This is a genomic window from Achromobacter xylosoxidans, assembly GCF_002192695.1.
GTDB classification, from domain to species: domain Bacteria; phylum Pseudomonadota; class Gammaproteobacteria; order Burkholderiales; family Burkholderiaceae_B; genus Achromobacter; species Achromobacter xylosoxidans_C.
In genome coordinates, this window is record NZ_MTLG01000075.1 from 375,003 (window position 1) to 387,800 (window position 12,798).

Here is a 12,798-nt window from a genome sequence, read left to right on the forward strand (position 1 = left end):
GGGCGCGATGCCCCCGCGCCTTGGAAGGATATGCCTGCGATCGGGGTTGACAGTGTTATGGCCCCTAATTGAAGATGGCGCGCCTGTCTTCAGCGAAACAACGCAGACATATTTTCTTGTCAATATGATCAAACTTGTCACTGATAGTATCTGAACGCACCGGCGATGAACTCCATTCACGCTTTGCCCCGGCCGGTAGCGGCCCGCGCGCCCTCATCTACCCCGGACAGCGCGTCAGCGCACGTGAGCCTGGCCGGAATCCTCCGCGAACGGCTGCTGCGCCCGCGCTTCCAGCCCGTGGTCGACCTTTCGCACAGCCGCATCTATGGCCATGAAAGCCTGATCCGCGGCCCCGCCGACACGGCCCTGCACTTTCCCGACGCGCTGTTCGCCGAGGCCCGCCGCCAGGGCCTGCATCCGCAACTGGAGCTGGCCAGTTTCCGCGCCGGCGCCCAGGGCTTTCACCAGCACGACCCGGCCGGCATGCTGTTTCTCAACCTCTCCGGCTCGGCGCTGCTGCACTACTGGACCTTGTGGGGCGATGAAATGCCCCAGCGCCTGCTCAAGAATTGCTCGCTCGCGCCGTCCAGCATCATCGTCGAACTCACCGAACAGGATCCGCTGTCCGAGCACATGGCCGAACTTTCCAGCGCGTTCGCCTGCCTGCGCGCCCATGGCATGCGCGTCGCGCTGGACGACTACGGCGTCGGCAACTCCAATCTGCAGCTCTGGGCCGAAATGCAGCCGGACCTGGTCAAGATCGACCGCTATTTCTTCGACGGCATCGGCCAGGACGAGCGCAAGCAGAACATGGTGCGCGCCATCCTTAAGGTGGCGCAGCACCTGGGTACCACCATCGTCGCCGAAGGCATAGAAACCGCCGAGGATCTGGCCATGGTGCGCGAGCTGGACATCCGCTACGCGCAAGGCTGGCTGCTGGGCAGGCCGGAAGAAATACTGCTGACCGAGTTGGCGCCGCCGCTGCGCGATTCGCTGCGCCAGCGCCCTCCCGCCGCCCCGCCCCAGCGCGGCCTGGGCGGCACCGCGGCCAGCCTGCGCGTCGAAGCGCCGGCGGCGCAGCTGAGCGGGCACACCAATGACGACGTGCACCGGCTGTTCATCGAACACAAGGACATGCACGCGGTGGCCGTGGTGGACGACGACAACCGCCCGGTCGGCATCATCAACCGGCGCGATTTCTCGGAACATTACGCCCAGCGCTACACGCGCGAGCTGTTCGGGCGCGACGCCTGCTCCACCTTCATGAATGCCGAACCGGTGCTGGTGGACCTGAACGTTTCCATCGACCAGTTGAGCCACGTGCTGATTTCGGAAGACCAGCGCTATCTGATGGACGGCCTGATCATCACGCGCGAAGGCCGCTACGACGGCCTGGCCACGGGCGAAACCTTGGTGCGCTCGGTCACCGAGATGCGCATCGAGGCGGCGCGCTACGCCAATCCGCTGACCTCGCTGCCCGGCAACATCCCCATCAGCCGCCACATCGCCACGCTGCTCGAAGATGCCGACGACTTCACCATCTGCTATGGCGACCTGAACAACTTCAAGCCCTTCAACGACGTCTACGGCTACTGGCGCGGCGACGACATGATCATGCTGACCGCCGAAGTCATCAAGCGCCATTGCGATCCGCAGCGCGACTTCGTCGGCCATGTAGGCGGTGACGACTTCGTGGTGCTGCTGCGCAGCCCCGACTGGATGGAGCGCACCCGCCGCATCATCGCGGAGTTCAACGACCGCGCCATGGACCTGTATGACGACGAAGGCCGCCGCAACGGCGGGATCGAAGCCGAGGACCGCTACGGCGTGCCCCGCTTCTTTCCCTTCGTGACGCTGGGGGTCGGCGCCCTCACCGTCACGCCTTCCCTATGCGAGCGCATCCGCCCGGAGGACATCGCGTCGGCCGCCGCCCATGTCAAGCACAAGGTCAAGCACGGGAACCTGTCGCTGGTGGCCGAGCGCTACACCGGCGGCATCCTGCCGCAGCTCGACAGCTGAACCCTGCCCGGCCGCGCCATGGGCCGGCTGGGCAATCTGGAACACCGCCACCGCCCGGCGCAAGCCCTGCGCCTGGGCCTCCAGCGCGGCCGCCGCGGCGGCGGTCTGCTCCACCATGGCGGCATTCTCCTGCGTCGAGCGCTCGATGTCCGCCACCGCGTGGTTCACCGACGCGATGCCGGCGGCCTGTTCGGCCGTGGCGCTGGAAATCTCGGCCACGATCTGCGTCACCCGGTCCACTGATTGCACCATGTCGCGCATGGTGTCGCCGGCCAGGCTGACCTGGCGCACGCCCGTTTCGACGCGGGCGGCGGAATCCTCGATCAAGCCCTTGATCTCGCGGGCGGCCTGCGCGCTGCGCTGGGCCAGCGAGCGCACCTCGCCCGCCACCACGGCAAAGCCCTTGCCCTGCTCGCCCGCGCGCGCCGCTTCCACGGCGGCGTTGAGCGCCAGGATATTGGTCTGGAAGGCAATGCTGTCGACCACGCCGACGATCTCGCCGATGCGGCGGGCGCTCTCGGCGATGCCCTGCATGCTTTGCACCACCTCGTCGACCGCCGCTCCGCCGCGCTGCGCCAGCTGCGTCGCGCCCAGCGCCTGGCGGCTGGCCAGGTCGGCGTTGCCCGCGGTCAGCTGCACCGTGTGCGCCAGCTGCATCATGTTGGCCGAAGCTTCCTGCAGCGAACCGGCCTGGCGCGCGGTACGGTCCGACATGTCCGCGCCGCCCGCGGCGATCTCGCCCGAACCGGCATGGATTTCCTCGACGCCCTGGCGCACCGAGGCGACGGCCGCCGACAAGCCCGTCTGCATGCGCCGCATGGCGCTGTACAGGACGCCGATCTCGTTGTCGCCGCGCATGGCGATCGCGCCCGTCAGGTCGCCGTCGGCGATGCGGTCGAAATGCGCCCCTGCTTCATTCAGCGGCCGCAGGATGCTGCGGCGGAACGCCAGCCGGATCAGCACGGCCAAGATTAGCACCAGCGCCAGCACGCCCGCCGCCACCGCGATCACGCGTTCCAACGTGAAGCTGGCGCTGGCCACCGCCGCCTGCCCCTGGTCGCGGGCGTAGGTCTGGTAGGCATCGGCCTGCTTGACGTAGGCCCCGCCGCTGGCCGGCAACACCTTGTCCACCAGCCGGTTCACCTCGATGCCGTTCCAGCCCTTGATCGCCGCATGCATGGGCGCCAGCGTCTTGTCCGCAAAGGCGGCGTACGCTGCCAGCACCCCGTCGAACAAGGGCGCGCCGGCGGCGCTGGCGTCGGGATTGGCGCGCAGCCGCTCCAGGCTGGCCGCGGCCTGCTTGAACAGCGCCTCGGCATGGGCCAGCGACTCGTTGCGCGCCTCTTCCAGGCCGCCTTCCATCGCCGTCTTGGCATCCGTCAGCGCCGCGCGCGCCTGGAACAGCCGGCTGGTCATGTCCGCCAGGTCGCCGGCCCGTTCGATGCTGCCCCGGCCCAGCGCTTCGATGTCCGCCCGGTTTTCCCGCAGCACCGTGATCGCCCCCGCCGCCGCCAGCGCGAACAGCACCACGAACAACGCAAGAATGGCCGACAACGCCGTCGTGACCCTGATGTTTTTCCGCATATCAGTCCATACAAAACCTGCCGCCAGCGGCGGCGTTCGCATGGATTATGGACACCCAGTTTGGCAATTTCTTGACACAACCCCGGCGCCAGGATGACAAACTCCCGTCATGAAACCGAACCCCGTATTAAGCAATTGTGAATTGGCACGGGCGGCGGCTTACGGCACATTCAACGCTGCACCGAACCATTACCCATACAGAAAACCGCATCATGACCAACGCCTCCCACGCCTATCAGGACATCCGCGAAGCCGTACGCGACCTCTGCGCCCAGTTCCCCTCCGAGTACTTCCGCAAGGTCGATGAAGAACGCGGCTATCCCGAAGCCTTCGTCCGCGCGCTGACCGAAGCCGGCTGGCTGGCCGCGCTGATCCCGCAGGAATACGGCGGCTCCGGCCTGGGCCTGACCGAAGCGTCGGTCATCATGGAAGAAATCAACCGCAGCGGCGGCAACTCCGGCGCCTGCCACGGCCAGATGTACAACATGGGCACGCTGCTGCGCCACGGCTCCGAAGCCCAGAAGCGCGAGTACCTGCCGCGCATCGCCGCCGGCGAACTGCGCCTGCAATCCATGGGCGTGACCGAGCCCACCACCGGCACCGACACCACCAAGATCAAGACCACCGCCGTCAAGCGCGGCGACCGCTACGTCATCAACGGCCAGAAGGTCTGGATCTCGCGCGTGCAACACTCGGACCTGATGATCCTGCTGGCGCGCACCACCCCGCTGGACCAGGTCACGCGCAAGTCCGAAGGCATGTCCATCTTCCTGGTGGACCTGCATCACGCGGTAAAGCACGGCATGTCGATCCGGCCGATCCCCAACATGGTCAACCACGAGACCAACGAGCTGTTCTTCGACAACCTGGAAATCCCCGAGGAAAACCTGATCGGCGAGGAAGGCAAGGGTTTCAAGTACATCCTGGACGGCCTGAACGCCGAACGCACCCTGATCGCGGCCGAGTGCATCGGCGACGGCTACTGGTTCGTGGACAAGGTCACCGCCTACGCCAAGGAACGCATGGTGTTCGGCCGCCCCATCGGCCAGAACCAGGGCGTGCAGTTCCCCATCGCCCGCGCCCACATCAACGTCGAAGCCGCCAGCTTGATGCGCTACGAAGCCTGCCGCCTGTTCGACGCCCACGAGCCCTGCGGCGCCCAGGCCAACATGGCCAAGCTGCTGGCCGCCGACGCGTCCTGGGAAGCCGCCAACGCCTGCCTGCAGTTCCACGGCGGCTTCGGCTTCGCCACGGAATACGATGTCGAACGCAAGTTCCGCGAAACCCGCCTCTATCAGGTCGCGCCGATCTCGACCAACCTGATCCTGTCCTACGTGGCCGAACACATCCTGGGCCTGCCCCGCTCCTTCTGAACGGATCCCGACATCAATGACCGCAGCCAAAGACACCCCGCATCTAAGCGCCGAACTCGCGGCCTTTGCCGCCAACCTGCGTTATGAAGACATCCCGGCCCCGGTGCTGCGCCGCGCCGAGGACCTGCTGCTGGACTGCCTGGCTTCCATCCTGGCGGGCGCCTCCGCCCGCGCGGTGCAGGCCATCGACCGCTACGCCGCCGCCATGGGCCCGACCGACGGCCCCAGCGAAGTCCTGATCACCCGCCGCCGCACCACGCCGCTGTTCGCCGCCATGGTCAACGCCGCGGCCGCCCATGTGGTGGAGCAGGACGACGTGCACAACGGCTCGGTGTTCCACCCCGCCGCCGTGGTGTTCCCGCCGGCGCTGGCGGTGGCCCAGGCGCTGGGCCGCTCGGGCCGCGACCTGCTGGTCGCCGCCGTTGCGGGCTACGAAGTGGGGATCCGCGTCGGCGAATTCCTGGGCCGTTCGCACTACAAGATCTTCCACACCACCGGCACGGCCGGCACGCTGGCCGCGGCCGTCACCACGGGCCGGCTGTTGAACCTGTCCCCCGAGGAAATGCTGCACGCGCTGGGTTCGGCCGGCACGCAGGCCGCGGGCCTCTGGGAGTTCCTGCGCGACGCCGCCGACTCCAAGCAGCTGCACACGGCCAAGGCCGCGGCCGACGGCATCACCGCCGCCTATCTGGCGCGCGAAGGCTTCACCGGCGCGCGCCACATCCTGGAAGGCCCGCAGGGCATGGCCGCGGGCATGTCGACGGACGCCGACCCGAGCCGCCTGTGCGACCGGCTGGGCGAGCGCTGGGCGCTGGCCGAGACCTCGTTCAAGTTCCACGCGTCCTGCCGCCACACCCACCCGGCCGCCGATGCGCTGCAACAGGCGCTGCGCGAAAACAAGCTGACCGAAGCCGACATCGAGCGCGTCGTGGCTCACGTGCACCAGGGCGCCATCGACGTGCTGGGTCCCGTGGTCAATCCGCAGACCGTGCACCAGTCCAAGTTCTCGATGGGTACCGTGCTGGCCCTGATCGCCCGCCAGGGCCGCGCCGGCTTGGCGGAGTTCGACGCCGGGCTGGACGATCCGGGCGTGGCCACGTTCCGCGGCAAGGTCGAAATGGAGCTGGACCCGGAGGTCGACGGCGCCTACCCCCAGCGCTGGATCGGCAAGGTCACTGTCTACACCCGCGACGGCCGCAAGCTGCATGGGCGCGTGGACGAACCCAAGGGCGATCCGGGCAACACCCTGAGCCGCGCGGAAATCGAGGACAAGACGCTAAGCCTGGGCCGCTACGCGGACGCGGCCACCGAGCCGGAACTGCGCGGCCTGATCGACGCGATCTGGAATCTGGAAAAGGCGGAGAAGCTGGGGATGCTGCTGGCGCAGAAATAAAGCCAGCAGGAAGATCGACGGGTTGGCCGCGGCATGCGCGTCCAACCCGTTTCTTTTGGCGCCGATCAGGCCAGCGCCGCGCGCTGCGACCGTACCAGGCCGGCAATGCCGCTTTCGGCCAGCACCAGCATCGTGTCCAGTTCCGCGCGGGTGAAGGTCGCGCCCTCGCCGGTGCCCTGCACTTCGACGAACGCGCCGCTGCCGGTCATGATCACGTTCACGTCGGCATCGCAGGCCGAATCCTCTTCGTAGTCCAGATCCAGCACCGCGCGACCCTGCACCAGGCCGACGGACACCGCCGCGACCGCGTCGCGAATCGGATTGGCGGCCAGAGCCCCGCGCTGCATCAGCAACGCGACGGCGTCGGCCGCGGCCACCCAGGCGCCGGTAATGCTGGCGCAGCGCGTGCCGCCATCGGCCTGCAGCACGTCGCAGTCCAGATGCAGCGTGCGCTCGCCCAACGCCTTCATGTCGAACACCGCGCGCAGACTGCGGCCGATCAGGCGCTGGATTTCCTGGGTGCGGCCGCTCTGCTTGCCGCGCGCGGCTTCGCGGTCGCCGCGCGTGTGCGTGGCGCGCGGCAACATGCCGTATTCAGCCGTTACCCAGCCTTCCCCCTTGCCCTTCAGAAAAGGCGGTACTTTCTCCAATACGCTGGCCGTGCACAGCACATGGGTATTGCCGGCCTTCACCAGCACCGAACCTTCGGCGTAGCGCGTAAAGCCGCGCTCCAGGCTGAACGGCCGCAGTTCGTCGACGGCGCGGCCCGAAGGACGGGCGATGGCGGGGGTGGTGGTCACAGGCAAACTCCAGACGTGGCTTAGATCCGCCGCATTGTACGGGGTGGCGCCGCAGGAAAACGCCGCTTGGAGTATCCTGCCGCGATATAACCGGTACAAATGGAAGGGTCCGCGCCGAAAACCGGCTGGCGCGCAGACCCCACCGGTTCCCAATAAAAAGCATTACCAGGACACGCACATCATGATTCGCAGCATGACCGCCTTCGGCAACGCCCGCGCAGATCTCGAGCAAGGCACGCTTGCGCTCGAATTCCGCAGCGTCAACAGCCGCTTCCTCGACCTCTACTTCCGCCTGCCCGACGAACTGCGCCACGTGGAAACGCCGCTGCGCGAACTGCTGACCGCCAACCTGGCGCGCGGCAAGGTTGAAATCCGCGTCTCCTACACGCGCAACGCCAGCACCGACCTGTCCAAGCTGGAACCGGCCTGGCTCGAAAGCCTGGCCGAACAGTTGCAGGCCGCGCGCCGCATTCTCCCCGACATCGCCGCCCCGCGCCTGGTGGAACTGTTCAACTGGCCCGGCCAGCGCGCCAACGACGCGCTCGACCCGCAAGTCTGGGGCGCGGCCTGCATGCAGGCCGCGCAGCAGGCGCTGACCCAGCTGCAGGAAGGCCGGGCGCGCGAAGGCGAACGCCTGGCCGGCATGATGCGCGAATGCGCCGACGGCGTGGCGCGCATCGTCGAACTGGTGCAGGCGCACCTGCCTCAGTTGCTGGCCGACCACCGCGACAAGCTGGCCTCCAAATTGCGCGAAAGCGTGGAATCCGCCTTTCCCGGCGGCTTCACCCACATTTCCGGCGCGGAACTGTCGGAACGCCTGTCCCAGGAAGCCAACCTGTTCGCGCTGCGCATCGACGTGGCCGAGGAACTCTCCCGCCTGCGCTCGCACCTGGAAGAACTGCGCCACCTGCTGGGCGACGGCGAAGGCAAGCAAGCCTCCGGCAAGAAGAACGCCGGCAGCGCGGGCAAGCGCCTGGATTTCCTGTTCCAGGAAATGAACCGCGAAGCCAACACCCTGGGCTCCAAGGCCGGCAGCATGGAAGTCACCCGCGCCGCCATGGACCTGAAGCTGCTGATCGAGCAGATGCGGGAACAGGCGCAGAACATCGAATAGCGGGATATGCGGCGGCGCCACTGAGTGGGCGCCGGATCCTGGCGTAGAAACGGCGGCCCTTACCTGCTGGATGGATGATCCAGCACGTAAGGGCTGCTTTTCGTCTGGTTTTCGAAATGAGAGAGGCCGGACAACCGTCCACATCTGTTGATATAGCCGGCTACCGCGCTTGCCGTCTGAGGCGCGCCTTTAGGTCAACATCTATGTGGACGGAAAGTACCTTGAGCACCGCATTCGACGATATCAGGCAAGCTCTACAAGAAGCCCTCGCCCACGCCAAGGGCGAGGCAAATGGGGTGCGCGTGCATATCATCCCCGAAATCGAACCCGCAAAGCGGGATGCGCAAATAGAGCCTGGCAGCGGCAAAACTGTGAGTCATGATTGACACTAGTGTATGTCATGGCTCACAATAAACGCGATCGAAGTCGTCCAGAGTCGCGAGTTCAAAGTCTGGCATGACAATCTGCGCGACAGGATCGCACGCGCACGCATCACTGCCAGAATCCGCCTTGCTGAGCACGGCAATCTGGGCGATTGGAAGCCCTTGCGCGATGGCGTTTCAGAAATGCGTATCGACGTCGGTCCCGGCTACCGCCTGTACTTCACCCGTCGCGGCAAGACAGTAATTGTGCTGCTCTGCGGTGGCGACAAGGCGATGCAGGACATTGACATCAAGCGCGCCGTTGATCTCGCCAAAATGCTGAAGGAGTGAACCATGAGCGAACCTCTCAAAGTCGACATCCCCGCAGGATTCAGCCGATGGGATGCCGCTGACACCCTCAAGACCGATGAAGATGCCGTGCTGTACTTTGAAGCTTGCCTCGCGGAAGACCCAGGTGACGGCAGTCTGATCCGTGCGGCTCTGGGCGACATCGCCCGGGCACGCGGCATGAGCCAGCTTGCCCGCGAGACGGGGCTGTCCCGTGAAGGGCTGTATCAGGCCCTATCGGCCAAAGGAAACCCGGAGTTCAGCACCATCATGAAAGTGATCCGCGCCTTGGGACTCAAACTGCATGCGGAGATTGAACACGCTTGAGAGACTTGCGCAGGCCGCGTCTTTGAGCGCGGCCTGCAACGGGGCAGCGCCACGACGGCCAGCCCATCACCCGCGCGCCTATCCCCTCGCCTCGCCCGCCGCAGGCTCCCCCCGCAGCGCTGAATCCAGATAAGCACTACGCGCCCGCGCATCCGGGAAATGCATGTCCCGATAGTTCACGAAGCGCGAGCCGCGCGCCAGCCGGTAGCCGGCCCAGATCAGCAGGAACAGCGGAATCCCGATGTAGGTCGCGACCACGCCGCCCCAATCGATCTTGTCCTGCAGGAACGCCTGGTAGTTCTGCCCCAAGGTGATGACCAGGCAGAGCACGAAAGCGAAGATCGGCCCGAACGGGAAGAACGGCGACACATACGGCAGATCGGCCAGGTTGTGGCCCTGCTTGACGTAGCCGCGGCGGAACCGGTAATGGCTGATGGCAATGCCCAGCCAGGCAATGAAGCCGGTCATGCCGGAAGTGTTCAGCAGCCAGATGTAGACCGCATTGGGACTGAAGATGAAGGTAAAGAAACACAGCGCCGCCACGACCGTGGTCGCCAGCAACGCCCACAGCGGCACGCCGCTGCGTGAGATGCGGCCGAAGATGCGCGGCGCCTTGCCTTCGCGGGCCAGGCTGTAGAGCATGCGCGTGGCTGCGTACATGCCGGAGTTGCCCGCGGACAATACCGACGTCAGCACCACCGCGTTCATGACCGAAGCCGCCCCCAGCAGGCCGGCCCGTTCGAAAATCAGGGCGAAGGGACTGACGCTGATGTCCTCGACCTCGTTGCGCAGCAAATGCGGGTCGGTATACGGAATCAAGAGGCCGATGACCAGGATGGCCGCCACGTAGAACAGCAAGATGCGCCAGAACACCTGGCGCACCGCGCGCGGCAGATTGCGCGCCGGATCCTTGGATTCGCCGGCGGCGATGCCGATCAGCTCGGTGCCCTGGAACGAAAAGCCCACCACCATGGCCACGCCGATCAGCGCCGCGAAGCCGCCCGAGAACGGCGCGTCGCCCACTGTCCAGTTGGCCAGGCCGCCGGTTTCGCCGCCGCGGATGATGCCCAGCAGCATCATCACGCCCATGGCCACGAACGCCAGCACGGCGATCACCTTGATCAGCGCGAACCAGAACTCCGCCTCGCCGAAGCCGCGCGCCGACATGGCGTTCAGGCCGAACGTGATCGCCAGGAACAAGGCGCTCCAATAGAAGCCCGGCACATCGGGAAACCAATAGGCCATGACCAGTTGCGCCGCCACCAGGTCCACCGCCACGGTGACGGCCCAGTTGTACCAATAGTTCCAGCCCAGGGCGAAACCGAAGCCGTCCTCGACATAGCGCGCGCCGTAGGTGGAGAAGGAACCGGAAACCGGCATGGCGGCGGCCAGTTCGCCCAGGCTGGTCATCAGGAAATAGACCATGATGCCGATCAGCACGTAGCCCAGCAGCGCCCCGCCGGGGCCCGCCTTGGCGATGGTCGCGCCGGAGGCCACGAACAGGCCGGTGCCGATGGACCCGCCCACCGCAATCATGGTCAGGTGGCGCGCGGACAGCGTGCGGCGCAGTTCGGAAGGCGGGTTCGCCTTCGCTTCGCGCGTGCCGCCTGAGCGACGTTCATCGTGTTCCGATGGTGCCAAAATGCATTTCCTTCAGGTCATGAAGGCACCCGCGCGCAGCGCCAGGTGCCTGGGAATTTCCAAGCAACCGGCGAGAATAGCGCAAGAGGCCCCATCCGGTGAAATCGGAAGGCCTCGGGGACGGATCGACGGACCTACTGGAACGCCGTTTCCATGAAGGTGCGCAGCTTGCGCGAATGCAGGCGTTCGGGCGGCATGTCGCGCAGCCGCTCCAGCGCGCGGATGCCGATTTCCAGATGCTGGTTCACCTGGCGGCGATAGAAGGCGCTGGCCATGCCGGGCAGCTTCAGTTCGCCATGCAAGGGCTTGTCCGACACGCACAGCAAAGTGCCGTACGGCACCCGGAAACGGAAGCCGTTGGCCGCGATGGTGGCCGACTCCATGTCCAGCGCGATCGCGCGGGACTGCGCAAAGCGCTCCACCAGCTCCAGGTGGTCGCGCAGTTCCCAGTTGCGGTTGTCGATGGTGGCGACCGTGCCCGTGCGCATGATGCGCTTGAGGTCCCAGCCCGACAGCCCCGCCACTTCTTCGACCGCCTGCTCCAGCGCCACCTGCACCTCGGCCAGCGCCGGCACCGGCACCCAGGTCGGCAGGTCGGCATCCAGCACGTGGTCCTCGCGCACATAGCCGTGCGCCAACACATAGTCGCCCAGGCGCTGCGAATCGCGCAGGCCGGCGCAGTGGCCCAGCATCAGCCAGGCGTGCGGGCGCAGCACGGCGATGTGGTCGGTGATGGTCTTGGCGTTGGAAGGCCCCACGCCGATGTTCACCAGCGTGATGCCGGAATGGTCGCCGCGCACCAGGTGGTAGGCCGGCATCTGCGGCAGGCGGACGGCCTGGTCCTCGTCGCCCGGCCCGCTTTCGCCGCGGCGCGTGATGCGGTTGCCCGGTTCCACCAGCATTTCGTAGTCTTCGTTGCCGCTGGCCATCAGCGCGCGGGCGCGGGCGCAGAACTCGTCCACGTAGAACTGGTAGTTGGTGAACAGCACGAAATTCTGGAAATGCGCCGGCGCGGTCGAGGTGTAGTGCTGCAGCCGGTGCAGCGAGTAGTCCACGCGTTGGGCCGTGAAAGGCGCCAGCGGCTTGGGCTCGCCCTCCTTGCCGCGCCACGAGCCATTGACGATGGCATCGTCCGTCACCGCCAGATCGGGCACGTCGAACAGGTCGCGCAAGGGGCGCTTGAGCGCCTCCAGGTGCTCGCCTTCGACGTAGGCGCCCTCGGGGAAGGCGAAATGCAGCGGAATGGGCGAATCGGACTCGCCGACTTCCACCGCCACCCGGTGATTCTGCAGCAGCTGGCCGACCTGTTCTATCAGGTAGTCGCGAAACAACGCGGGCTGGGTAATGGTGGTCTGGTAAATGCCCGGCTCGGCCACGTGGCCGTACGACAGCCGCGTATCGATCGGATCGTAGGTTTCCACCACGATGCGGATGGCTGGGTAATAGGCGCGGGCGCGTTCGCGGCCGTTGGTCGAGCCTTTCAGCACTTCACGGAAGGCGGCGCGCAAGAAGGCGGTGTTGCGCGCATAGATTTCGATCAGGCGCTCCACCGCCGCCACCGCATCCTGGAACGGCTCGAAGGGCAAGGCTTCTGGCCGGCTCATGGAAGACAAAGGGTGCACTGCGTTCATCATCGAGCTTTACTCCGCTTCTCATCTTATCTGTAACCGCGGCCGTTGCCGGCTTGCCGGGCCGCAGGGCCGATGGCGACGATTATGCCCGAGCCTGCGCAAGAAGAACTGTCATATTCGGCTGTCCTCGAGTCCGCGCGCGCCGTAACTTCCGCCGACAAGAATGCTGCATTGCACTACAAATGTAATGAAACATTATTCCATTA

At 66.1% G+C, this 12,798-nt stretch carries 10 protein-coding genes and 1 pseudogene; 7 read left to right on the forward strand and 4 right to left on the reverse strand.

The annotated features are described in order from the left end of the window. Positions 1-165 precede the first annotated feature (165 nt). Positions 166-2,019 (forward strand): EAL domain-containing protein, encoded by a 1,854-nt coding sequence (locus BRO63_RS15945; protein ID WP_373557779.1) that lies wholly within the window; start codon positions 166-168, stop codon positions 2,017-2,019. Positions 2,020-2,169: 150 nt separating this feature from the next. Here BRO63_RS15945 and BRO63_RS15950 read toward each other — a convergent pair. After that, a pseudogene (locus BRO63_RS15950) lies at positions 2,170-3,645 on the reverse strand (methyl-accepting chemotaxis protein); the annotation flags it as partial. 170 nt (positions 3,646-3,815) lie between these two features. On the opposite strand from BRO63_RS15950, the gene BRO63_RS15955 reads away from it, so the two are divergent. Both BRO63_RS15955 and BRO63_RS15960 read left to right on the forward strand, forming a co-directional pair. After that, positions 3,816-4,976, forward strand: a complete 1,161-nt coding sequence (locus BRO63_RS15955) for an acyl-CoA dehydrogenase family protein (protein ID WP_054454089.1) — start codon at positions 3,816-3,818, stop codon at positions 4,974-4,976. A gap of 16 nt (positions 4,977-4,992) precedes the next feature. Next, positions 4,993-6,369, forward strand: a complete 1,377-nt coding sequence (locus BRO63_RS15960; protein WP_088140688.1) for an MmgE/PrpD family protein — start codon at positions 4,993-4,995, stop codon at positions 6,367-6,369. A 65-nt stretch (positions 6,370-6,434) separates the two neighbouring features. Here BRO63_RS15960 and rph read toward each other — a convergent pair whose 3' ends face one another. Then, complete coding sequence (rph, locus tag BRO63_RS15965; protein ID WP_088140689.1) at positions 6,435-7,169, reverse strand: ribonuclease PH; 735 nt, start codon at positions 7,167-7,169, stop codon at positions 6,435-6,437. Positions 7,170-7,350: 181 nt separating this feature from the next. Here rph and BRO63_RS15970 point away from each other — a divergent pair, with 181 nt between their 5' ends. From BRO63_RS15970 to BRO63_RS15980, 4 genes are all read left to right on the forward strand, one after another. Then, a complete protein-coding gene (locus BRO63_RS15970; protein WP_088140690.1) occupies positions 7,351-8,283 on the forward strand; it encodes a YicC/YloC family endoribonuclease in 933 nt (310 codons plus the stop codon). Between the two features lie 221 nt (positions 8,284-8,504). Beyond that, entirely contained in the window at positions 8,505-8,669 is a 165-nt protein-coding gene (locus tag BRO63_RS34215) for a hypothetical protein (RefSeq protein ID WP_179215114.1), read from the forward strand. A 9-nt stretch (positions 8,670-8,678) separates the two neighbouring features. Further along, entirely contained in the window at positions 8,679-8,996 is a 318-nt protein-coding gene (locus BRO63_RS15975) for a type II toxin-antitoxin system RelE/ParE family toxin (protein WP_088140691.1), read from the forward strand. Positions 8,997-8,999: 3 nt separating this feature from the next. After that, on the forward strand, positions 9,000-9,320 hold the full coding sequence (locus BRO63_RS15980) for an addiction module antidote protein (RefSeq protein ID WP_088140692.1): 321 nt from the start codon (positions 9,000-9,002) through the stop codon (positions 9,318-9,320). A gap of 78 nt (positions 9,321-9,398) precedes the next feature. On the opposite strand, the gene BRO63_RS15985 is transcribed toward BRO63_RS15980, so the two are convergent. Beyond that, a complete protein-coding gene (locus BRO63_RS15985; RefSeq protein WP_088140693.1) occupies positions 9,399-10,961 on the reverse strand; it encodes an amino acid permease in 1,563 nt (520 codons plus the stop codon). 134 nt (positions 10,962-11,095) lie between these two features. Then, positions 11,096-12,595 carry an AMP nucleosidase gene (locus BRO63_RS15990; protein WP_373557780.1) on the reverse strand — a complete coding sequence of 500 codons (1,500 nt, stop codon included), beginning with the start codon at positions 12,593-12,595 and terminating at the stop codon, positions 11,096-11,098. Positions 12,596-12,798: the final 203 nt, after the last annotated feature.

Excerpts from the sequence above, each read along its gene's own strand:
- BRO63_RS15975 (WP_088140691.1), top strand. The coding sequence starts at position 8,679 with ATGTCATGGCTCACAATAAACGCGATCGAAGTCGTCCAGAGTCGCGAG.
- BRO63_RS15990 (WP_373557780.1), bottom strand. The coding sequence starts at position 12,595 with ATGATGAACGCAGTGCACCCTTTGTCTTCCATGAGCCGGCCAGAAGCC.
- BRO63_RS15970 (WP_088140690.1), top strand. The coding sequence starts at position 7,351 with ATGATTCGCAGCATGACCGCCTTCGGCAACGCCCGCGCAGATCTCGAG.
- BRO63_RS15945 (WP_373557779.1), top strand. The coding sequence starts at position 166 with ATGAACTCCATTCACGCTTTGCCCCGGCCGGTAGCGGCCCGCGCGCCC.
- BRO63_RS15960 (WP_088140688.1), top strand. The coding sequence starts at position 4,993 with ATGACCGCAGCCAAAGACACCCCGCATCTAAGCGCCGAACTCGCGGCC.
- BRO63_RS15980 (WP_088140692.1), top strand. The coding sequence starts at position 9,000 with ATGAGCGAACCTCTCAAAGTCGACATCCCCGCAGGATTCAGCCGATGG.
- BRO63_RS15955 (WP_054454089.1), top strand. The coding sequence starts at position 3,816 with ATGACCAACGCCTCCCACGCCTATCAGGACATCCGCGAAGCCGTACGC.